The organism is Pseudomonas sp. NFACC37-1 (assembly GCF_900101575.1).
In the GTDB taxonomy this organism is placed as follows: Bacteria; Pseudomonadota; Gammaproteobacteria; order Pseudomonadales; family Pseudomonadaceae; genus Aquipseudomonas; species Aquipseudomonas fluorescens_AA.
This window is the reverse complement of the sequence record NZ_FMUZ01000014.1, coordinates 96,524-117,158: the sequence shown is the minus strand read 5'-3', so window position 1 is coordinate 117,158 and position 20,635 is coordinate 96,524. Positions and strand designations below refer to the sequence as shown.

The following is a 20,635-nucleotide window of genomic DNA, read 5'->3' as shown; positions in this document are numbered from 1 at the left end:
CTTGTGGGAGCGGGCTTGCTCGCGAAGAGGCCAGCAGCAACACCTTAGATCCCACAGAGCTCACGCAACAATCCAGTATCCAGATGCCGCTCCACCAGATCCGCCAACCGCTCGATGTCCCGCTCGCGCAAGCCGTGGTAATCCACCGTTTGCACATCCGCCAACCCAGCCCAACGCAACAACGCGCTGCTGGCCTGGGGCGACTCGAACAGCCCGTGCAGGTAGGTGCCAAACACCTGTCCGTCGAGGCTCTGGGCGCCGTCGCAACGGCCATCTTCCAGGTGCACCGCAGCGTTCTCCAGGGCCGGGCCGGTGGTTACGCCCGCGTGGATCTCATAGCCGCTGACCTCGGCCGCTTCCAAGGCCAGTCGCCCACGGACATTGCGCAGTTGCTTCTCGTGCTCCAGGGTCGTTTCGAAATCCAGCAGGCCCAGACCGGCACTGGAACCCGCCGCGCCTTCCAGCCCCAGCGGATCGTGGACCTGCTGGCCAAGCATCTGCAAACCGCCGCAGATGCCCAGCAATTTGCCGCCGTAGCGCAGGTGACGATGGATCGCTGTCTCCCAACCGTTGGCCCGCAGGTAGGCCAGGTCGCTGCGCACGCTTTTCGAGCCAGGCAGGATGATCAGGTCGGCCGGCGGGATGGGCTGGCCGGGGCCGACGAATTGCAGGTCGACCTGAGGGTGCAGGCGCAACGGATCGAAATCGGTGTGGTTGCTGATGCGCGGCAAGACCGGCACCACCACTTTCAGCACCTGCTCGGCCTTGTCGATCTGGCGCTGATCGAGGCCATCCTCGGCTTCCAAGTGCAAATCCATGACGTACGGCAACACGCCGATCACCGGTTTGCCGGTGCGCGCCTCCAGCCAGTCCAGGCCTGGTTGCAGCAAGGCGATGTCGCCACGAAAACGGTTGATGATGAAGCCCTTTATCCGCGCCTGCTCGCTGGGGGAAAGCAACTCCAGCGTGCCGACCAGATGGGCGAACACCCCGCCGCGATTGATATCGGCGATCAGCAGCACCGGGCAGTCCACCGCCTCGGCAAAGCCCATGTTGGCAATGTCACCGGCGCGCAGGTTGATCTCCGCCGGCGAGCCGGCGCCTTCCACCATCACCACCGGATAGGCCGCGCTCAAGCGCGCGTGGGAGGCCAGCACCGCTTGCATCGCGATGGCTTTGTAATCGTGATAAGCCACGGCGTTCATGGTGGTGACGGCACGACCATGGATGATCACCTGGGCGCCGGTGTCGCTGTTGGGCTTGAGCAGCACCGGGTTCATGTCGGTGTGCGGTTCGAGCCCCGCCGCCTGGGCTTGCACCGCCTGGGCCCGACCGATTTCGCCGCCGTCGGCCGTCACGGCACTGTTGAGGGCCATGTTTTGTGGCTTGAACGGCACCACGCCCACGCCCTGGCGCCTGACCCAGCGGCACAAGGCCGTGACCAAGGTACTTTTGCCGGCATCGGAGGTGGTGCCCTGCACCATCACTGTGGTCATGGGGTGTCCTTGGCGTAGGCTTCAAAGGCTTGTTCGAGGCGCAGGAATTCGCTGTCGTCGGCCGGCAACCCGAAACGCAGGCTGCTGGTGTTCACGAACAGGCGCAGGAGAATGCCGCGATGGGCCATGAAATCGTGAAGCCCCTGGGCGTGTTCGGTGATCAGCCATTGGAACAATCCGCAGCCGCCCTGCGGCTTGAAGCCGTGGCGTTCGAGCAACAGCGCCAGGCGTTGGCTGGTGGCTTCGCAGCGTTGGCGCTGGGCTGCGTGGGCATCGCTATCCAGCAGGCACGCCTGGCCCAGCACCCGGGTCGGCCCGCTGACCGCCCACGGCCCGACTTGTTCGGCAAGCAACTTGAGCAAGCGGCGTTCGGCCAATACAAAGCCCAGGCGAACTCCGGCCAAGCCAAAGAACTTGCCGAACGAACGCAGGACGATCAGCCCGACCAGATGGGTGTACGCCGCCAGGCTCAGCGCCGGTGTGACATCCATGAACGCTTCATCCACCACCAACCAGCCACCGCGCTGGGCCAGGCGGGCATGCCAATCCAGCAAACGCTCGGGCGCCAGGCTCAGGCCCGTGGGGTTGTTCGGATTGACCACCACCAGCACATCGAGGCTGTCGAGGAAGAAATCCACTTCCGCTTCCAGTACTTCGCGCACGATATAGCCGCTGCGGCGCCAGGCTTCGGCGTGCTCGGCGTAACACGGCGACAAGACGCCGACCTTGCCGCTGCGACGCAGGCGCGGCAACAGCTGGATGGCCATCTGCGAACCGGCCACCGGCAGCACATCCAACGCACCGTAGTAATCGCAGGCGGCCTGCTCCAAGCCATCATCGGTTTCCGGCAGGCGCGCCCAAGCCCGCAGGGGAATCGCCGGAACGTCGAACGGCCAAGGCGCGAGGCCGCTGGACAAGTCGAGCCAATCGGCCTCGGCAATGCCGTATTGCCGGGCCGCGTTGCGCAAGCGTCCACCGTGCTCAAGCATAGAACTCAGCTCCCAGGCAGAGAATCAGCAACCACAACCATACCCCGCGCTGGACCAATTGCCAGCCGCGATCAATGGAATCGGCACTCGCCGGCACGCCTTCGCCCAAGGGCGGACGTTGGTGCAGTTCGCCATGGTAAACCGCCGCCCCGCCCAGCTCGACACCCAGCGCTCCGGCCCCGGCGGCCATCACCGGCCCGGCGTTGGGGCTGTCCCAGGTCGGGCCCTGGGTGCGCCAGCACTTGAGCGCCAAGCGTGTTTTGCCGAGTAGTGCGTAGGTCAACGCCACCAGGCGCGCCGGAATGTAGTTGAGCACATCGTCGATCTTGGCCGCCGCCCAGCCGAAGCGCTCGAAGCGTTCGTTGCGATAGCCCCACATGGCGTCGAGGGTATTGCTCAAGCGGTACAGCACCACCCCGGGCGTGCCGGCCACGGCGAACCAGAACAACGCGGCGAACACCGCGTCGCTGCCGTTTTCCAGCACCGACTCGGTGGCGGCGCGGGCCACGGCGGTTTCATCCAGTCCAGCCGTCTCGCGACTGACCAGGTAGCCGACGCGCTGGCGCGCCTGTTCCAGATCACCGCTGCGCAGTGCCCGCGCCACCGGCTCGACATGCTCGCCGAGGCTGCGCAGGCCGAGGGCACAGTACAACGCCAGGATCTCCACCAGCCAGCCCACCATCGGCGCCCAGGACAGGGCCGTGGCGAGCAAGGTCAACGGCACCACGGCGATCACCCAAGCCGTGACCCCGTGGCTGCGCCAGCCACGTCCGCCAGAGTTGAAACGTTGTTCGATGCGATCGGCAAAGCCACCGAACGCCACCAGCGGATGCCAGCGCCGGGGCTCGCCCAACAGCGCATCCAGCGCCACCGCGGCGGCACTGAGCAACGCCACGCTCATGGGCTCACTCCCCAACGGTTTTCATACAGCAGTTCATTGAGCGGACGCGGTTGCGCCCAACCTTCCAGGGCGAGCATCGGCGCTGGGTAAAACCCTTCCACCGGGCCCAGGCAAAGGATCGCCAGCGGCTTGGCCCCGGCGGGCAGGCCCAGCAGGTCGGCCAGGGCCTGAGGTTCGAACAATGACACCCAGCCCATCCCCAGCCCTTCGGCGCGGGAAGCCAGCCACAGGTTCTGGATGGCGCAGGACAGCGAGGCCAGGTCCATTTCCGGCAACGTCCGACGACCGAAGATGTGCCGCTCGCGATCCTCCATCAACGCCGCCACCAGCACTTCGGCACAGGCGTCGATGCCTTCGACCTTGAGCGTCATGAACTCATCGCTGCGCTCGCCCAAGGCCTCGGCGGTGCGAATGCGTTCCTGCTCCACCAGTTGGCGGATCTGCCCACGCAAGGCGCGGTCGCTGATGCGGATGAATCGCCACGGCTGCATCAGGCCGACGCTCGGGGCCTGGTGCGCGGCTTCCAGCAGACGGCGCAACAGGGCCGGCTCTACCGTGCCGCCGCTGAAATGGCGCATGTCGCGGCGCTCGGCGATGGCGCGGTAGACCGCGTCGCGTTCGGCCAGGGAGAAAGCGTTGTCGGTCATGGCCTTTTCGCGAGCAAGCTCGCTCCCACAGGGTTCAGGTGATCAAATGTGGGAGCGGGCTTGCTCGCGAAGGCGGCCTCAAGGTCAGGCGCAAACAGCGCGGCAATCGCCCTGGGATTGGACGGGAAATAAAAATGCACATAGGAAGCCGTCATCCGCCCTTGCCGGAAAACCGCCTCCGCCCCTCGCCCGCCATTGGGGCTATGGCCACGAGCAATCGGTTCAACCTCGGTGCTGGTCAGGGAATGATGATAGGTGTGCCCACGCAGGTTGCCTTCCGGCAAGTCCACCGACTGCAGCGCCAGGGCCGCCAGGCGCTTTTGCATCTGCGCATCGCCGGCCAGCAAACCCAGCAGTTCGGCACGCACGCCGTCGACATCGGTCAATGAATCGAGCAGATACAACATGCCGCCGCATTCGGCGAGTAACGGTTTCTCGGCGGCGTGGTGGGCACGGATCGCGGCCAGCATCGGCGTATTCCGGGCCAGCGCAACGTGGTGCAGCTCCGGATAACCGCCAGGCAGATAAAGACTGTCCGCCTCGGGCAGTTCGGTGTCATGGATCGGTGAAAAAAAGCTCAACTGCGCACCCATGGCCCGCAGCAGATCAAGGCTTGCGCCATAGGTGAAGGCGAACGCTTCGTCACGGGCCACGGCGATACGCACCCCGGCGAGCCTCGGCTCAACGGCGATCACCTGCGGCGCGGCGAATTCCACCGCCGGCGGCAGCGCCACTTCGCAACTACCGGCCAAGGCATCGGCCGCCGCGTCGAGGCGCAGGTCGAGATCGTTCAATTCACTGGCCTGGACCAACCCGAGATGACGGCTGGGCAATTCGATGCCGGTTTCCCGGGACAGCGCGCCGTACCAGCGCAGGCCTTCGGTCAGGCTGCCTTCGAGCAACTGCGCGTGACGCAAGGTGCCGACCCGGTTGGCCAAGACCCCGGCGAATGGCAGGTCCGGTTGATAACGGGCCAGGCCCAGGGCCAGGGCACCGAAGGTCTGGGCCATGGCCGTGCCGTCGATCACCGCCAGCACTGGTACGCCAAAATGCCGCGCCAGGTCGGCGCTGGACGGGGTGCCGTCGAACAGCCCCATCACCCCTTCGATCAGGATCAGGTCCGCTTCGGCGGCGGCTTCCCACAACAGCCGGCGACTTTCCAGCTCGCCGACCATCCACATGTCCAATTGATAGACCGGCGCGCCGCTGGCCCGCTCCAGGATCATCGGGTCCAAAAAGTCCGGGCCACACTTGAAGACGCGCACCTTGCGTCCCTGGTTGCGATGCAAGCGGGCCAGCGCCGCGGTGACGGTGGTCTTGCCTTGTCCCGAAGCCGGGGCGGCGATCAGCACCGCCGGACAGTGGCGGCTTGCCAGGCAAGGGTCACTCACAGTTCGACGCCCTTCTGCGCCTTGATACCCGCCTGGAACGCGTGCTTGATCATGCCCATTTCAGTCACGGTGTCGGCCAGCTCGATCATCTCCGGCTTGGCGCCGCGACCGGTCACCACCACGTGCTGCATCGGCGGGCGAGCCTGCAGATCGCTCAGCACCTGGTCGAGGTCGAGATAGCCGTGCTTGAGGGCGATATTCAATTCGTCGAGCACCACCAAGCCGATGGACGGATCGCCGAGCAACTGACGGGATACGGCCCAAGCGGCTTCGGCGGCGGCGATGTCGCGCTGGCGATCCTGGGTTTCCCAAGTGAAACCTTCACCCATGACATGAAAACGCACTTGCTCCGGGAAGCGGCGAAAAAACAGCTCTTCACCGGTACTGTTGCGCCCCTTGATGAACTGCACCACACCGCATTGCATGCCATGGCCCATGGACCGTGCCAGCATGCCGAACGCCGAGCTGCTCTTACCCTTGCCGTTACCGGTCAGCACCAGCAGCAACCCGCATTCATTCGGCGAGTTGGCGATGCGCTCGTCGATCACGGCTTTCTTGCGCTGCATGCGCGCCAGGTGGCGTTCGTCGCGATCAGGGGTGTCGGTCATGGGGAGCTCTCCGTTGGGATTGGATAACGGCGGGCGGGGCACAAAAAAAGACGGCAGCAAGCCTGGCATCGCCCACCGTGATGCCGTTGGATGAATCAGGCCGGTCTCCGGGCTCATGAGCGGCGTGGCGCCGGGCTGCGCGCCTTCCCATGTCGTGCGACACAGTGGCTTAGGCACAGCGTTGACTCATTTACCGTTGCGGGGGCAGCGCCGGGTTCGTGTGCACTCACCGGCTTCCCTGTTTCACTCTGTCGACCAAGCGGCCACAGAGCACCTGAAACAAGCGGCGAAGGTTAGAGGGTTGGGGGTGGAGCGTCAATTAAAGCCGCCTGTCGGGGGTGCTCATTGGCACCGATCAATAAAATGACGTCAATCTTGTGTGATCCTGCGGCAAGTGATATCAAAGCGACATTACAACCCGATATCACAAGAACAAGAGGGCAAAACATGCAAGGCATGCTCATCAGCAATCCAAAACTGGAATTCCTGCGCCCGGTGCTGGAACGTTGGTTTGATTGTATCGACCGCTACAACGCAGTGCGCGGCGATAACGACACACCCTACTGGTTCGATGAACGAGCCAATCTCAGCTTGCTGTCGGCCGCCGCCTGGATGGCCGAGATGGTCACGCTGCAGAACGCGCCGACCCGCAAGCAGAATGAAGAAGGCGAACGCAACGTCAGCGCCGACCTGTTCATCGCCAGCACCGATGAGCGGGCCTTCATCCAGGCCACCCAACGCTGGCCCAAGGTCAACAACCTGAACCTGACCCAACCGCTGTCGGAAGCCACCAGCGATGCCAAGCGCATCAGCTACGCCAGCGACCTGAAGCTGGGCTGCCTGTTCGTCTCGCCGCAAAAGGCCCAGCAGAGCGCCACGCCCGAAGAACTGCAGGACATGATCGACGACCTGCAAAAGGAAAACACCTGCGCCGTGGCCTGGTACTTCCCCTATGCCTATCGCAAGTTGCGCAACGAGGCCGGCCAATACCATCCAGGCATTGCCGTGCTGTTCAAACAGGCCCATGGCTGACTCATTCCACGCAAGAACTGTGGGAGCGGGCTTGCTCGCGAATGCGGCGTGTCAGTTGACTAATATGTCATTTGGTACACCGCATTCGCGAGCAAGCCCGCTCCCACAAGGTTTGGCCTGGCAGACTGGCCTACCCGCAGTTGAACCATCACGCGTCTACGCTTCTCTATGAAGAACCTCATGCATTCATAGGGAAGCCAGCATGCTCAAGCCACCACACCTTCTGATCGTCGCCCTCGCCGCCGGACTTGCCGCCTGTGGCGAGTCGTCCACCCTGCAGGTTTCCGATGGCACCGGCCCCGCGCCGAAACTGCCTGAACCGAACAAGACGCTGGTCCCCACCGTCAACATCGCCGAAGCCATTGGCTGGCCACAAGGCGCCAAGCCGACCCCGGCCCAGGGCCTGCAAGTGGGTGCGTTCGCCGAAGGACTGGACCATCCGCGCTGGCTTTACGTGCTGCCCAATGGCGATGTGCTGGTGGCCGAAACCAATGCCCCGCCCAAGCCAGACGACAGCAAGGGCATCCGTGGCTGGGTGATGAAAAAGGTCATGGGCCGTGCTGGCGCCGGGGTGCCCAGCCCCAACCGCATCACGCTATTACGCGACGCCAACCACGATGGCATCGCCGAAACCCGTACGGTGTTCTTGGAAAACCTCAATTCGCCGTTCGGCATGACCCTGGTGGGCAATGACCTGTACGTGGCCGACACCGACCGACTGATCCGCTTCCCCTACAAGGACGGTGACACACAGATCAAGGCCCAACCGACCAAGGTCGTCGACCTGCCGGGCGGCACCCTCAACCATCACTGGACCAAGAACGTGATTGCCAGCCGTGACGGCAGCAAGCTGTACGTCACCACCGGTTCGAACAGCAACGTCGCAGAAAATGGCATGGAGGCCGAAGAGGGTCGCGCTGCCATCTGGGAAGTGGACCGTGCCAGCGGCAATCACCGGATCTTCGCCTCAGGCCTGCGCAACCCCAACGGCCTGGCTTGGGAGCCCCGCAGCGGAGCCCTGTGGACGGCCGTGAACGAACGGGATGAGATCGGTAGCGACCTGGTGCCGGACTACATCACCTCGGTCAAGGACGGCGCGTTCTATGGCTGGCCCTACAGCTACTACGGGCAACACGTCGATGTCCGGGTCGAACCACAGAACCCAGCCCTGGTGGCCAAGGCCATCGCCCCGGACTACGCCGTTGGCCCCCATACTGCCTCACTGGGCCTGACCTTCGCCGAAGGCAGCACCTTGCCCGCACCGTTTACCGAAGGGGCTTTTGTCGGTCAGCACGGCTCCTGGAACCGAAAGCCCCACAGTGGCTATAAAGTGATTTTCGTACCGTTCAACGGCGGTAAACCCGTAGGGCAACCGGTGGATGTGCTGACCGGCTTCCTGAATGCCGACGAAAAAGCCCAGGGCCGGCCAGTGGGCGTGGTCATCGACAAGCAGGGTGGTTTGTTGGTGGCTGATGATGTGGGGAACAAGATCTGGCGGGTGTCTGCCAAATAGTGCTGATCGCACTCTCTTGTGGCGAGGGGATTTATCCCCGCTGGGCTGCAAAGCAGCCCTAAAGCCTGAAATCCCGAATTTTCAGGCCGATCACATCCAAGCCACTATTTTAGGGGGCTGCTGCGCAGCCCAGCGGGGATAAATCCCCTCGCCACAGATTTGCGCTGGCCTGAACCTTCGCATCAGGGATTACGCGCCAAGTGCTCCGACTGCAACACACGCTTGGCACTCAGGTAAGCCTTTTGCCAATAAGCCTTGGACAGGCTGTCGAGCTTGACCGTACCGCCCGTGGCCGGCGCGTGGACGAAGCGCCCCTCGCCGACATAGATCCCGGCATGGCTGACCTGAGAGCCGCCGTTGGTGGCGAAGAAAATCAAATCGCCGGTCTGCAAGGCATTCTTGCCGACATCCGGCGCGCGCATGCCGATCATCTCGCGCGTGGAGCGCGGCAGGGAAATACCGGCGGCGTCGCGATACACATAACCGATCAAGCCACTGCAATCGAAGCCCGAATCCGGCGTGTTGCCGCCCCAGCGGTACGGCGTCCCCACCAGGCCCAGGGCCCGGAACAGAACGTCTTCGGCGGCCGGGGAAAAGGATTGCGAGGGAGCAAAGACCACCGGGGCCCGTACCACAGGTGCTGGCGGCGGGGTACGGCTGGCGCACGCACTGAGCAGTGCGGCGAGGAAGATGAGCGCGAGGCGGGCCGACGTCGACATATGCAGAACAATCCTGATCTGGATGCGGCTTTTCTGCCGTGGGCATGAAAACAAATCCGCCTGCGTAGTACGCAGGCGGATTGCCATCAATCAATGATCAAGGATTCTAGCGGCTATGGGGCAAACTTCAAGTAAGACTTTAAGTTTGCCTTACAAACTGTGTGCTTACTTGCGAGCAGTGACCACAGTCGGTGCCATGGCGAGGGCGCGCTTGGCTTCGATGAAGGTCTTGCTCCAGTAGCTGTCGCCCAGGCTGTCGATCCGCACGCCACCGCTGCGGCGGCTGCTGGAATGGATGAACTGGTTGTCGCCCAGGTAGATACCTGCATGACTGACACGACCGCGACGACCGTTGGTGCTGAAGAACAGCAGGTCACCGGGCTCCAGCTGGTTGCGCGCTACCAATGGGGCGTTCACGTTGATCATTTCTCGCGTGGAGCGCGGCAGGTTCATGCCAGCCTCTTCGCGGAACAGATAACCGATGAAACCGCTGCAATCGAAGCCGGCTTCAGAAGTACCGCCAAAACGGTAGCGGGTACCGATCAGCGACATGCCACGTTCCAGGATGCTGTCAGCCAATACTGGAAGCTGGTAAGGCTTGCTGCCGGCGAAGGCTGCGAGTTCTTTGTCGGAGGCCATTTCTTCCTGGAACGCAACGGAGGAAGACTGGGCGGTAACGGAATTCCGGACCTGTGGTTGTGGCGCTTGCTGGGACACTGGAGAGTGGGCAGCGCAACCGAACAACAGGGTAACGAGTGCGAGAGGCACGAGGGGTGCGAAGCGATTTAGCATGGGCACGACCGTGGCTGAAGTAGTAAAGATGGCGAGACTATGCCTTCTATCAACCTCATTTGCAAATTCAATCGATGCAAATGTGACTTCTCGGTTTTACGTTTACATCTAAGCGCTTAAGCCCATTTTGAACGTCACGCAGCCTGCAACCCAGCAGGACCGCGGGTTTCGCCGTGTCCAGAACAGGCCATGAGCCACTACGCACAACGGTTCTACCAGCCCAAAGTTTCTTTCAAAAAAGGAATAGTCAGCTTGCGCTGGGCCTGGAGCGAGGCTTGGTCGAGGCGCTCGAGCAGCTCGAACAATGCGCTCATGCTGCGGGTGCCACGGGTGAGGATGAAATGCCCGACTTCGTCGGTCAGGTGCAGGCCACGTCGGGAAGCGCGCAGCTGCAAGGCACGGAGTTTGTCTTCGTCGGATAACGGGCGCATCTGGAAAATCAGCGCCAAGGTGAGACGGGATTTGAGATCCGCCAGTTTCACCGGCAGCTCCCGAGGCGACGTCGAGGCGGCGATCAACAAGCGCCGACCGCTGTCGCGCAACCGATTGAACAGGTGAAACAGCGCTTCTTCCCAGTCAGCCTTGCCGGCCACGGCCTGGAGGTCGTCCAGGCAGACCAGTTCGTACTGTTCAAGGTTATCGAGGATTTCAACGCCGCGATCCAGCAATTCAGCCAGCGGCAGATACACGGCCGGCTCGCCCAATTGCTCGAACCGCAGGCACGCGGCCTGCAACAGGTGCGTGCGCCCTACCCCGTCCTTGCCCCACAGGTAGATCAGGCTTTCGGTCCAGCCGGCGTCGGCTTCGCAAAGCCGCTCGACATAGCCGAGTGCAGCGGCATTGGCGCCTGGGTAGTAGTTGATAAAGGTGGCGTCATCACGCAGACGCACACCTAGGGGCAGCTGAATCGGTTTCATGCTGACTGAACAGTTCCAAAGGAACCGTTAGTGGCCTCTGTGTAAAGTTCGCAAAGTTTATACCCGTGACACGGACCGCACAATGCGCCGGACCACGAGCAAAATCAAAGGTTTGCAGCGGCAAGGGCGCGAAGCGTCAGTTTCCCTGACACCCCGCCGGTCATTCGCCCTACAGATCGGGGTCTTCAGCGCCGCTATAAATGTCCGAATCCTTGTACAGATCGTGCATATGCCGCACCAGCACCATGATCACCGCCGCCACCGGCAGTGCCAGCAGGATCCCGGTGAATCCGAACAACTCGCCACCGGCCAGGATCGCAAAGATCACCGCCACGGGATGCAGGCCAATGCGGTCGCCCACCAACAGCGGCGTCAGCACCATGCCCTCCAGGGCCTGCCCGACCATGAACACCGCTACGATGCCGACCATCGGGTACAAGTCGCCGCCGAACTGGAACAACCCAGCGATCAACGCCGCACCGATACCAATCACAAAGCCCATGTACGGCACGATGGCCGCCAGCCCGGCGATCAAGCCGATCAACAGCCCCAGCTCCAGCCCCACCAGCATCAAGCCGGCCGCGTAGATGAAACCCAGGGCCACCATCACCAGCAACTGCCCGCGCACGAACGCCCCCAAGACTTCATGGCATTCGCCGGTCAGGGTCATGATGCGTTCTTCGCGATGACGCGGCAGCAGGCTGCGGATCTTGGCCATCATCAGGTCCCAGTCCCGCAGCAGATAGAAAGCCACCACCGGGATCAGCACCAGGTTCGCCAGCCAACCGATCAACGCCAGGCCCGAGGCCGTCGCCTGGCTCAACACCACGCCAACGATGTCGGTCGTCTGGCCCATGTGCTCGCTGATGGCGGCCTTGACCTTGTCGAACTTCCAGAAACCGTCGGCCAAACCCAATTTCGACTGCACCCACGGCATCGCGCTGTGCTGCAACCAATCGAGCATCTGCGGCGCCAATTCGTACAGGCGCACCAGTTGCTTGGCGAGCATCGGTATCAGCACCAGTAACAGGGCGCTCACAATCAGTGTGAACAGCGCAAACACCGCCACCACACCCCAGGTCCGCGACAGGCCGAGTTTTTCCAGGCGATCCACCACCGGATCGAACAGATAGGCCAACAGCAGCGCAACCAGGAACGGTGTGAGGATCGGATGCAGCAAATAGATAAGGGCGAACAGCAGGGCAACCCCACCCAACCAGAACCAACGCCGCGTATCGCCCATGAACCACTCCTAGCTATATAAAGAAAGACAACCTACCAGCGGAACCGCAAATTGGCGGCCGGTGCTGGCGCAGGTGCTGCAACCGGGGCCGAGCCATCAGCGGCGGGCGGTGCGACCGGTACCGGCGCGATGGCCTCACCGGCTGGAACCTCCTGCAGTCTTGCCAGGGCCAACTGCGCCTTCAATTGTTCGGCGCTGCCGTTGACCCGATAGACGATCCGGTCACCTTCGACCCGCTGCAACTGCCCATCGAATGGTTCGAGCAAACGCCCCAGCGCCGCGTAGCGCTCCAGGTTCATGCCCTGCACTTCCAGCAGTTGTTCCGTGGCCACCCCCGGCTTGGCGACGAAGCGCGGCGCCAGGCGCTGGCTCACCGCGAGCATGACCGCATCGGCCAGGGCCGCAGGATCGGCGCCCTGGGCAGTACCCTGCTCACGCTGGTCCCCCAGCCACAGGCGCCAGGTACCGTGCCACTGGCCGCCTTCTTCCTTCGCATGGACCGCCAGCAAGGCGTCCGCCGCGTAGCGCTCCGAGGCATCGCGCAGAGGCGCCGGGTCGCTGCCTTCCAGGTTCGGCGCAGTGGCGACAATCTGCTCGCTCAGATCCGCCAGCGGCAGGTGCAAAGCCAGGCCCCGGTGCTGCGCGGCACGCCGCAACGGCGTGGCGCTGGCTTGGCCATCGCCCACCAGGCTGGAGCCCTCGGCCGAGTCGTTCAGCCACCACCCCAGGATCGATGGCCGGTTCGCGCTCCAGAGCGACAAGCCTGCCGAGCGCAACGCCCGGTCGGTGCTCGCCGGGTCGAAATCCACCTTGAGGCTTTCCGGCGGGCCGGCGTCGTAGCCATATTGAAGAATGATCTGTTGCGGGTCCTGGCGAATGGCCGCCAACCCGGGATTCTGGGCCGCCTTGGCATCGCCGGTCAGGCGCAGCACCAGCGTGTCCAGGGCGCGCAACGTCGCCTGGTTGCGCTCCTCCGGCGTCTGGTTGGTGACCGGTTCGAGCACTTGATAGAGGCCACTGACGGTTTCGGCATGGCTCGCCAGGCTGATCAGCGACAAGCAGCCCACGGACAAGAATTTGAACAAACGCATGGAAGATTCCCGGACATAACGGCTGGAACAGGCCGTGTGAAGAAGATTGAGCATGGCTGTGACCACAGCACCCGGCAAAACATTCACACGCCGGTGGAAGTTTCGCACGGTCATCACCATAACCGGTTACCGCTACACCTTATACAGAGGCGTTGCGCAGTACCAATATAAGAAATATCGGTTTTTTTCCGCGGATATGTCCCTGCCCGTCGGCGCGAGGATGGCCGCTGCCCCTCAAGCCTGATAAAATCGCGCGCCTTCGCAGACCGGCAACGGCCGGGCCCCCGGAATAATTCGTACAACGGTTATTCAATGGCCCTGGCGGTCGGTCGTTACCCAGAAATCCCCCCTAAAGGCCTGGACCATGAGCAAGCAACCCTCCCTGAGCTACAAGGACGCCGGTGTAGACATCGACGCCGGTGAAGCATTGGTCGAACGCATCAAGAGCGTCGCCAAGCGCACTGCGCGCCCGGAAGTCATGGGCGGCCTGGGCGGTTTCGGCGCCCTCTGCGAGATCCCGGCCGGCTACAAGCAACCGGTGCTGGTCTCGGGCACCGACGGCGTCGGCACCAAGCTGCGCCTGGCCCTGAACCTGAACAAGCACGACAGCATCGGCATCGACCTGGTGGCCATGTGCGTGAACGACCTGGTGGTCTGCGGTGCCGAGCCGCTGTTCTTCCTCGACTACTACGCCACCGGCAAACTGAACGTCGACACCGCCGCCCAGGTCGTGACCGGCATCGGCGCCGGCTGTGAACTGGCCGGCTGCTCCCTGGTCGGCGGCGAAACCGCTGAAATGCCCGGCATGTACGAAGGCGAAGACTACGACCTGGCCGGCTTCTGCGTCGGCGTCGTGGAGAAAGCCGAAATCATCGACGGCTCGAAAGTCGCTGCCGGCGATGCCCTGCTCGCCCTGCCATCCTCCGGCCCGCACTCCAACGGCTACTCGCTGATCCGCAAGATCATCGAAGTCTCGGGTGCCGACATTGAAAACACCCAGCTCGACGGCAAGCCACTGGCCGACCTGCTGATGGCCCCGACCCGCATCTACGTCAAGCCGCTGCTCAAGCTGATCAAGGACACCGGTGCCGTCAAGGCCATGGCCCACATCACCGGCGGCGGTCTGCTGGACAACATCCCGCGCGTGCTGCCAAAAGGCGCCCAGGCCGTGGTCGACGTGGCGAGCTGGACCCGTCCAGCGGTGTTCGACTGGCTGCAAGAGAAAGGCAACGTCGATGAAACCGAAATGCACCGCGTGCTGAACTGCGGTGTGGGCATGGTCATCTGCGTGGCCCAGGAGCACGTCGAGACCGCCCTGAACGTCCTGCGTGAAGCCGGCGAACAGCCTTGGGTCATCGGCCAGATCGCCACCGCGGCCGAAGGCGCCGCACAGGTCGAGCTGAAAAACCTTAAGGCACACTGATGTCCGCAACCTGTGACGTGGTGGTGCTGCTGTCCGGCACCGGCAGTAACTTGCAGGCCTTGATCGACAGCACGCGGACCGGCGACAGCCCGGTCCGTATCCGTGCGGTGATTTCCAACCGCGCCGATGCCTACGGCCTGCAACGTGCCAAGGACGCAGGTATCGACACCCGTGTCCTGGATCACAAGGCGTTCGAGGGCCGCGAAGCCTTCGACGCCGCACTGATCGAACAGATCGACACCTTCAATCCGCAACTGGTCGTGCTCGCTGGCTTCATGCGCATCCTCAGCGCGGGCTTCGTGCGTCACTACCAGGGCCGCCTGTTCAATATCCATCCCTCGCTGCTGCCCAAATACAAAGGGTTACATACTCACCAGCGCGCGCTGGAGGCCGGAGACACGGAGCACGGCTGCTCCGTGCACTTTGTCACCGAGGAACTCGATGGCGGACCACTGGTCGTACAGGCAGTAATACCGGTAGAGTTGCACGACACGCCGCAAAGTCTGGCGCAGCGGGTTCACGCCCGCGAGCACCAGATCTACCCGATGGCCGTACGTTGGTTTGCCGAAGGAAGGCTGACCCTCGACGATCGCGGTGCCTCACTGGACGGCCAGTTGCTCGCCGCCAGCGGCCATTTGATTCGATACTAGGAGATTTTATGCGTCGCGCCCTGCTCTTCGCTTGCGCTCTGCTTGCCTTGCCCCTGGCACAGGCCGCAGAACTTCAACCGTTCTCCGCCAGCTACACCGCCGACTGGAAACAGTTGCCCATGAGCGGCACCGCCGAGCGCAACCTGACCAAGGAGGCCAACGGCACCTGGAAGCTGAGCTTCAAGGCTTCGATGATGATCGCCAGCCTGACCGAAGAAAGCACCCTGACCCTGGACAAGGACACCCTGCTGCCACAGTCCTACCACTTCGAACGGGGTGGCCTGGGCAAGGCCAAGAAGGCCGACCTGGACTTCGACTGGAACACCAAGATGGTCACCGGCACCGATCGCGGTGACGCGGTCAAGCTGCCGCTCAACCGTGGCATGGTCGATAAATCCACTTACCAGTTGGCCCTGCAGCATGACGTGGCGGCGGGCAAGAAAAGCATGAGCTATCAGGTCGTCGATGATGGCGAAGTCGATACCTATGACTTCCGTGTCCTGGGCTCGGAGAAGGTCGACACCAAGGCCGGACAGATCGATGCGATCAAGGTCGAGCGCGTGCGCGACCCGACACAAAGCAAGCGCATCACCGTGCTCTGGTTCGCCAAGGACTGGGATTACCTGCTGGTGCGCCTGCAACAGGTCGAGACCGACGGCAAGGAGTACAACATCATGCTCCAGGACGGCACGGTCAACGGCAAGGCTGTGAAAGGCAGCTGACCCACACTGATATCAAGAAGCCCCGCACCTGCGGGGCTTCTTTTTGCCCAAACCTTCATGAATGCCTACATTCCCTCGCTCCCACAGGGTTTGTGCTCATGGAGGATTACCACTGCGACATGAAAACTTCTTCATGAACAACACCTGCGACCGAATGCCGCGCACCACCTGGCCTGCAGGATTGTTGCGCTTTCCATGAAAACTTCTTAACGAACCGGGGCATTTACTTAGCACGCTATCCAAATCTATAACAAAGTCCTGCACACGCCTTGCTGCAGATAACAGAGATTGGAGCTTGCAAGATGACTGTGAAAGTAACTGAACGCGACGACGCCCATATGTCCCACGAAGGCATTGCCGCCGGTATCCGAATTTGGGATGTGCACCAACAGGATCTGCTGGTGGGCATGTTCCACTCCGAAACGGACGCCCATAGCTACAAGGCTGAGCTGGAGCGTGAGGAACGACTGCGCTCGCGTGAAATGGCAGAATCCTGAACTATAAAAAACCTGTGGGAGCGAGCTTGCTCGCGATAGCGGTATATCAGTGACAGAGATATTGACTGATATGACGCCATCGCGAGCAAGCTCGCTCCCACAGTTTCTGTGCTTCAACTCAATAACATTGCGTCCGGCTTACCACATCAAATCATCAGGAATCTGATACGCCGCGTACGGATCATCGGCATCCACTTCTTCGGTCTGGGTGTTGAGCTGGACGATGCGCTTGGGGTCGCGTTCCTGGATCTTCAGGGCTGCCTCGCGCGGGATCACTTCGTAGCCGCCGGCATGGTGGACGATCGCCAGGGAGCCACTGCTCAACTTGTTGCGCATCAGCGTATTGACCGAGATGCGCTTGACCTTCTTGTCGTCGACGAAGTTGTAATAATCCTCAGTGGTCAGCTTCGGCAGGCGCGAGACTTCGATCAATTGCTTGATCTGTGCGGCCCGGGCCTTCTGCTCGACCTTTTCCTGCTGCTGCCGGTTGAGTTCCTGGTCGCGCTTGACCTTTTCGGCCATGGCTTCCTGGGCGGCGCGCTGCTGGGAATCATCCAGTTCGATCTGGCCTTTGTGGGCCAGGCGCTGTTGCTTCTGTTTCTCTTTGCCGACCTGCTTGGCCTGCTTTTGGTTGACCAGCCCTGCTTTGAGCAACTGGTCGCGAAGGGAAAGGCTCATGGTGCTTACTCACTTAGGCAACAGCCTCAGCCACAGCTGGGCAAATTCTTTTCCTGACGTTTGGCTTCGCCCCACAAGGCGTCCAACTCTTCGAGGGTGCAATCTTCCATGGGACGGTGGGTGTCGCGCAATGCCTGTTCGATAAATCGGAACCGCCGCTCGAACTTCCCGTTGGCATCGCGCAGCGCGGTTTCCGGGTCGACCTTGAGGTGACGGGCCAGGTTCACCACGCTGAACAGCAGATCGCCGATCTCATCGCTGATGGCCACCGGATCGTTGTCGGCCATGGCTTCGAGCACTTCGTCCAGTTCCTCGCGGACTTTGTCGAGCACCGGCAAAGGACCTGGCCAGTCGAAACCGACCTGCCCCGCACGTTTTTGCAATTTCGCCGAACGGGACAACGCCGGCAGCGCCCCCGGTACATCGTCAAGCAGCGACAACTGCTCGGGCGCCGAGGCTTTCTCGGCCCGTTCCTCAGCCTTGATTTCTTCCCAGCGCTGCTTGACCTGCTCTTCGCTCAAGCGCGGGATATCCACGGGCGCATACAGGTCACCGGTAGGAAACACATGGGGATGACGACGGATCAGCTTGCGGGTGATGCTGTCGACCACGCCGGCAAATTCGAAGCGATTTTCTTCCCGGGCCAACTGGCTGTAATACACCACCTGGAACAACAGGTCGCCCAACTCGCCCTGCAGGTGATCGAAATCGCCGCGCTCGATGGCATCGGCCACCTCGTAGGCTTCTTCAAGCGTATGAGGAACGATGGTGGCGTAGGTTTGCTTGATGTCCCACGGACAGCCGTACTGCGGGTCCCGCAGGCGGCTCATCAGGTGGAGCAGGTCTTCGAGGCTATACATCAATCCATCCCATCACAAAAAAGCCCTGTGGGAGCGAGCTTGCTCGCGATGGCGGAACACCAGTCAACATCTCTGTCACTGATAGACCGCTATCGCGAGCAAGCTCGCTCCCACATTTTTGGACTGCGCTTAACCTGGCGTCCGGTTACGCCGGGTCTCGATGATGTTCGGCAACTGGGAAATCCGCCCCAGCAACCGCCCCAGTGCATCCAGCCCCGGAATCTCGATGGTCAGGGACATCAGCGCGGTGTTGTCTTCCTTGTTCGAACGGGTATTGACCGCCAGCACGTTGATCCGCTCGTTCAGCAACACCTGGGACACATCACGCAGCAGACCGGATCGGTCGTAGGCGCGGATGACGATGTCCACCGGGTAGGTGAGCACCGGCACCGGGCCCCAACTGACCTGGATGATCCGCTCCGGCTCGCGACCGGCCAGTTGCAGCACAGAGGCACAGTCCTGACGATGAATGCTCACACCGCGGCCCTGGGTGATGTAGCCGACGATCGCATCCCCCGGCAATGGCTGGCAGCAGCCGGCCATCTGGGTCATCAGGTTGCCCACGCCCTGGATCTGGATATCGCCGCGCTTGCCCGGTTTGTAGCCGGTGGCCTTGCGCGGGATCAGTTCCAGTTGCTCGTTGCCACGCTCCGGCTCCACCAGTTGCTGGGCCAGGTTGACCAACTGCGCCAGGCGCAGATCGCCGGCACCGAGGGCGGCAAACATGTCCTCGGCGGTTTTCATGTTGGCTTTTTCAGCCAGTTTGTCGAAGTCCACCTGCGGCAAGCCCAGACGACCGAGCTCACGCTCGAGCAGGGTCTTGCCGGCGGCGACGTTCTGGTCGCGGGCCTGCAGCTTGAACCAGTGGACGATTTTCGCCCGCGCCCGGGATGTGGTGATGTAGCCCAGGTTCGGGTTCAGCCAGTCGCGGCTCGGCGTACCGTGCTTGCTGGTGATGATCTCGACCTGCTCACCGGTCTGCAGGCTGTAGTTGAGCGGCACGATCCGCCCGTTGATCTTGGCGCCACGGCAGTTGTGGCCGATCTCGGTGTGGACCCGGTAGGCGAAGTCCAGCGGTGTCGCGCCCTTGGGCAGATCGATCGCGTGGCCGTCGGGGGTGAAGATATAGACCCGGTCCGGTTCGATGTCGACGCGCAGCTGTTCGGCCAGGCCGCCGATGTCACCCAGTTCCTCATGCCACTCGAGCACCTGGCGCAGCCAGGAGATTTTCTCTTCGTAGTGGTTGGACCCGGACTTGACGTCGGTGCCCTTGTATTTCCAGTGGGCACAGACCCCCAGCTCGGCCTCCTCGTGCATGGCATGGGTGCGGATCTGCACTTCCAGTACCTTGCCTTCGGGGCCGATCACCGCGGTGTGCAACGAGCGATAGCCGTTTTCCTTGGGGTTGGCGATGTAGTCGTCGAACTCCTTCGGAATGTGCCGCCACAAGGTGTGGACGATCCCCAGCGCGGTGTAGCAGTCGCGCATTTCCGGGACCAGTACACGAACGGCGCGAACGTCGTAGATCTGGCTGAATTCCAGGCCCTTGCGCTGCATTTTTCGCCAGATCGAGTAGATGTGCTTGGCCCGGCCACTGATGTCGGCTTCCACGCCGGTGGCCTGCAACTCTTCGCGCAACTGGGTCATCACATCGGTGATGAAGCGCTCGCGATCCAGGCGCCGCTCATGCAACAGCTTGGCGATCTGCTTGTATTGGTCGGGCTCCAGGTAGCGGAAGGACAGATCCTCCAGCTCCCACTTGATATGACCGATGCCGAGACGATGGGCCAGGGGGGCATAGATGTCGAACACCTCCCGGGCGACGCGATTGCGCTTTTCGTCATCGGCGGACTTCACGGCGCGGATCGCGCAGGTGCGCTCGGCCAGCTTGATCAGCGCGACGCGCACGTCGTCGACCATCGCCACCAGCATCTTGCGCAAGTTTTCCACCTGGCCCTGGGTGCCCAGCACCATGGACTGGCGCGGGCTGAGGCTGGCACTGATAGCGGCCATGCGCAGCACACCGTCGATCAGCTTGGCCACCACGGTGCCGAAGCGCTGGCTGACCACCGGTAGCTGGATCTGCCCTTCGCGCACGCCGCGGTACAGCACCGCCGCCACCAGGGAGTCCTGGTCGAGCTTGAGGTCAGCGAGAATTTCGGCGATCTCCAGGCCCGTCTGGAAACTCGAGGTGCCTTCGGACCACAGGTTCTTCGCCGCGTTGTGTTGCTGCTCCGCCTCGCGAGCGAACTCGCAGGCGGCCTTCAAGGCTTCGCGATCCAGTGCCATGTCGACGCTGACCGCATGATCGAGCCAAGCCTCGAGATTGATACTGCCGTCGGTGTTGATCGGCTGGTGTGCTCTCACCTGTACCATCTTTACTTACCTTCCCTACGACGCAGATTCAATGCGTCAACTTCGCTGACCTTCGCTGCCCGTGTTTCCGCCCAGGGCTGTGGCGGGTTG

20 protein-coding genes and 1 riboswitch are annotated in these 20,635 nt (G+C 62.4%); of the genes, 6 read left to right on the top strand and 14 right to left on the bottom strand.

The genetic code is table 11. From position 1 onward, the window contains the following. Window positions 1-44 precede the first annotated feature (44 nt). From BLP82_RS16495 to cobO, 6 genes are read right to left on the bottom strand one after another with little or no spacing between them, the layout of a single operon-like run. Entirely contained in the window at window positions 45-1,496 is a 1,452-nt protein-coding gene (locus BLP82_RS16495) for a cobyric acid synthase (RefSeq protein WP_092170056.1), read from the bottom strand. Next, complete coding sequence (cobD, locus tag BLP82_RS16490) at window positions 1,493-2,485, bottom strand: threonine-phosphate decarboxylase CobD (RefSeq protein WP_092170052.1); 993 nt, start codon at window positions 2,483-2,485, stop codon at window positions 1,493-1,495. Before cobD ends, BLP82_RS16495 begins: the two co-directional genes overlap by 4 nt. Further along, window positions 2,478-3,386, bottom strand: coding sequence for an adenosylcobinamide-phosphate synthase CbiB (gene cbiB / locus BLP82_RS16485; RefSeq protein WP_092170049.1), 909 nt, complete (start codon window positions 3,384-3,386; stop codon window positions 2,478-2,480). Before cbiB ends, cobD begins: the two co-directional genes overlap by 8 nt. Beyond that, a complete protein-coding gene (gene bluB / locus BLP82_RS16480) occupies window positions 3,383-4,033 on the bottom strand; it encodes a 5,6-dimethylbenzimidazole synthase (RefSeq protein ID WP_092170045.1) in 651 nt (216 codons plus the stop codon). The genes cbiB and bluB overlap by 4 nt, the downstream gene beginning before the upstream one ends. After that, the gene (locus BLP82_RS16475; protein ID WP_092170041.1) at window positions 4,030-5,424 is read right to left on the bottom strand and encodes a cobyrinic acid a,c-diamide synthase CobB; all 1,395 of its coding nucleotides are present in this window, start codon (window positions 5,422-5,424) and stop codon (window positions 4,030-4,032) included. The genes bluB and BLP82_RS16475 overlap by 4 nt, the downstream gene beginning before the upstream one ends. After that, entirely contained in the window at window positions 5,421-6,032 is a 612-nt protein-coding gene (cobO, locus tag BLP82_RS16470; protein ID WP_092170037.1) for a cob(I)yrinic acid a,c-diamide adenosyltransferase, read from the bottom strand. The genes BLP82_RS16475 and cobO overlap by 4 nt, the downstream gene beginning before the upstream one ends. An 80-nt stretch (window positions 6,033-6,112) precedes the next feature. Next, a riboswitch (cobalamin riboswitch) is annotated at window positions 6,113-6,325 on the bottom strand. Between the two features lie 154 nt (window positions 6,326-6,479). Here cobO and BLP82_RS16465 point away from each other — a divergent pair. Then, window positions 6,480-7,064: a hypothetical protein gene (locus BLP82_RS16465; protein WP_092170032.1), complete on the top strand. Its 585-nt coding sequence runs from the start codon at window positions 6,480-6,482 to the stop codon at window positions 7,062-7,064. 202 nt (window positions 7,065-7,266) lie between these two features. Beyond that, window positions 7,267-8,577 (top strand): PQQ-dependent sugar dehydrogenase, encoded by a 1,311-nt coding sequence (locus tag BLP82_RS16460; protein ID WP_092170028.1) that lies wholly within the window; start codon window positions 7,267-7,269, stop codon window positions 8,575-8,577. A gap of 182 nt (window positions 8,578-8,759) precedes the next feature. Here the strand turns inward: BLP82_RS16460 and BLP82_RS16455 are convergent, their stop codons facing one another. The 5 genes from BLP82_RS16455 to BLP82_RS16435 all read right to left on the bottom strand — a co-directional run bounded on the left by BLP82_RS16455 (window position 8,760) and on the right by BLP82_RS16435 (window position 13,339). Further along, window positions 8,760-9,296: a C40 family peptidase gene (locus tag BLP82_RS16455; RefSeq protein WP_092170023.1), complete on the bottom strand. Its 537-nt coding sequence runs from the start codon at window positions 9,294-9,296 to the stop codon at window positions 8,760-8,762. Between the two features lie 165 nt (window positions 9,297-9,461). Continuing rightward, window positions 9,462-10,088 (bottom strand): C40 family peptidase, encoded by a 627-nt coding sequence (locus BLP82_RS16450; protein WP_060741069.1) that lies wholly within the window; start codon window positions 10,086-10,088, stop codon window positions 9,462-9,464. A gap of 212 nt (window positions 10,089-10,300) precedes the next feature. Next, the gene (gene hda, locus BLP82_RS16445; RefSeq protein WP_003178999.1) at window positions 10,301-11,005 is read right to left on the bottom strand and encodes a DnaA regulatory inactivator Hda; all 705 of its coding nucleotides are present in this window, start codon (window positions 11,003-11,005) and stop codon (window positions 10,301-10,303) included. Between the two features lie 169 nt (window positions 11,006-11,174). Beyond that, on the bottom strand, window positions 11,175-12,248 hold the full coding sequence (locus BLP82_RS16440) for an AI-2E family transporter (protein WP_092170019.1): 1,074 nt from the start codon (window positions 12,246-12,248) through the stop codon (window positions 11,175-11,177). 32 nt (window positions 12,249-12,280) lie between these two features. Next, a complete protein-coding gene (locus tag BLP82_RS16435) occupies window positions 12,281-13,339 on the bottom strand; it encodes a DUF2066 domain-containing protein (RefSeq protein WP_092170015.1) in 1,059 nt (352 codons plus the stop codon). A 364-nt stretch (window positions 13,340-13,703) separates the two neighbouring features. Between BLP82_RS16435 and purM the strand changes: the two genes are divergently transcribed. The 4 genes from purM (at window position 13,704) to BLP82_RS16410 (ending at window position 16,631) form a co-directional block, all read left to right on the top strand. Then, complete coding sequence (purM, locus tag BLP82_RS16425; RefSeq protein ID WP_092170007.1) at window positions 13,704-14,762, top strand: phosphoribosylformylglycinamidine cyclo-ligase; 1,059 nt, start codon at window positions 13,704-13,706, stop codon at window positions 14,760-14,762. Next, a complete protein-coding gene (gene purN, locus BLP82_RS16420) occupies window positions 14,762-15,412 on the top strand; it encodes a phosphoribosylglycinamide formyltransferase (RefSeq protein ID WP_003204660.1) in 651 nt (216 codons plus the stop codon). Before purM ends, purN begins: the two co-directional genes overlap by 1 nt. A gap of 8 nt (window positions 15,413-15,420) precedes the next feature. Further along, window positions 15,421-16,134 carry a DUF3108 domain-containing protein gene (locus BLP82_RS16415; RefSeq protein WP_060741064.1) on the top strand — a complete coding sequence of 238 codons (714 nt, stop codon included), beginning with the start codon at window positions 15,421-15,423 and terminating at the stop codon, window positions 16,132-16,134. Window positions 16,135-16,436: 302 nt separating this feature from the next. Then, a complete protein-coding gene (locus BLP82_RS16410) occupies window positions 16,437-16,631 on the top strand; it encodes a hypothetical protein (RefSeq protein WP_025215049.1) in 195 nt (64 codons plus the stop codon). Window positions 16,632-16,769: 138 nt separating this feature from the next. Here the strand turns inward: BLP82_RS16410 and BLP82_RS16405 are convergent, their stop codons facing one another. The 3 genes from BLP82_RS16405 to relA form a co-directional block, all read right to left on the bottom strand. Further along, window positions 16,770-17,309, bottom strand: a complete 540-nt coding sequence (locus BLP82_RS16405) for a DUF2058 domain-containing protein (protein WP_053124301.1) — start codon at window positions 17,307-17,309, stop codon at window positions 16,770-16,772. Between the two features lie 26 nt (window positions 17,310-17,335). Continuing rightward, window positions 17,336-18,169, bottom strand: coding sequence for a nucleoside triphosphate pyrophosphohydrolase (gene mazG, locus BLP82_RS16400; protein WP_092170003.1), 834 nt, complete (start codon window positions 18,167-18,169; stop codon window positions 17,336-17,338). A gap of 129 nt (window positions 18,170-18,298) precedes the next feature. Continuing rightward, entirely contained in the window at window positions 18,299-20,545 is a 2,247-nt protein-coding gene (gene relA, locus BLP82_RS16395; RefSeq protein ID WP_014339754.1) for a GTP diphosphokinase, read from the bottom strand. Window positions 20,546-20,635 lie beyond the last annotated feature (90 nt).

Bases quoted from the DNA above. Each gene is read 5' to 3' on its own strand.
- BLP82_RS16450 (WP_060741069.1), bottom strand. From the start codon at position 10,088: ATGCTAAATCGCTTCGCACCCCTCGTGCCTCTCGCACTCGTTACCCTG.
- BLP82_RS16440 (WP_092170019.1), bottom strand. From the start codon at position 12,248: ATGGGCGATACGCGGCGTTGGTTCTGGTTGGGTGGGGTTGCCCTGCTG.
- BLP82_RS16415 (WP_060741064.1), top strand. From the start codon at position 15,421: ATGCGTCGCGCCCTGCTCTTCGCTTGCGCTCTGCTTGCCTTGCCCCTG.
- BLP82_RS16495 (WP_092170056.1), bottom strand. From the start codon at position 1,496: ATGACCACAGTGATGGTGCAGGGCACCACCTCCGATGCCGGCAAAAGT.
- mazG (WP_092170003.1), bottom strand. From the start codon at position 18,169: ATGTATAGCCTCGAAGACCTGCTCCACCTGATGAGCCGCCTGCGGGAC.
- BLP82_RS16455 (WP_092170023.1), bottom strand. From the start codon at position 9,296: ATGTCGACGTCGGCCCGCCTCGCGCTCATCTTCCTCGCCGCACTGCTC.
- cobD (WP_092170052.1), bottom strand. From the start codon at position 2,485: ATGCTTGAGCACGGTGGACGCTTGCGCAACGCGGCCCGGCAATACGGC.
- BLP82_RS16410 (WP_025215049.1), top strand. From the start codon at position 16,437: ATGACTGTGAAAGTAACTGAACGCGACGACGCCCATATGTCCCACGAA.
- purN (WP_003204660.1), top strand. From the start codon at position 14,762: ATGTCCGCAACCTGTGACGTGGTGGTGCTGCTGTCCGGCACCGGCAGT.
- BLP82_RS16435 (WP_092170015.1), bottom strand. From the start codon at position 13,339: ATGCGTTTGTTCAAATTCTTGTCCGTGGGCTGCTTGTCGCTGATCAGC.
- BLP82_RS16405 (WP_053124301.1), bottom strand. From the start codon at position 17,309: ATGAGCCTTTCCCTTCGCGACCAGTTGCTCAAAGCAGGGCTGGTCAAC.
- cobO (WP_092170037.1), bottom strand. From the start codon at position 6,032: ATGACCGACACCCCTGATCGCGACGAACGCCACCTGGCGCGCATGCAG.
- bluB (WP_092170045.1), bottom strand. From the start codon at position 4,033: ATGACCGACAACGCTTTCTCCCTGGCCGAACGCGACGCGGTCTACCGC.
- purM (WP_092170007.1), top strand. From the start codon at position 13,704: ATGAGCAAGCAACCCTCCCTGAGCTACAAGGACGCCGGTGTAGACATC.
- BLP82_RS16460 (WP_092170028.1), top strand. From the start codon at position 7,267: ATGCTCAAGCCACCACACCTTCTGATCGTCGCCCTCGCCGCCGGACTT.
- hda (WP_003178999.1), bottom strand. From the start codon at position 11,005: ATGAAACCGATTCAGCTGCCCCTAGGTGTGCGTCTGCGTGATGACGCC.
- BLP82_RS16465 (WP_092170032.1), top strand. From the start codon at position 6,480: ATGCAAGGCATGCTCATCAGCAATCCAAAACTGGAATTCCTGCGCCCG.
- cbiB (WP_092170049.1), bottom strand. From the start codon at position 3,386: ATGAGCGTGGCGTTGCTCAGTGCCGCCGCGGTGGCGCTGGATGCGCTG.
- relA (WP_014339754.1), bottom strand. From the start codon at position 20,545: ATGGTACAGGTGAGAGCACACCAGCCGATCAACACCGACGGCAGTATC.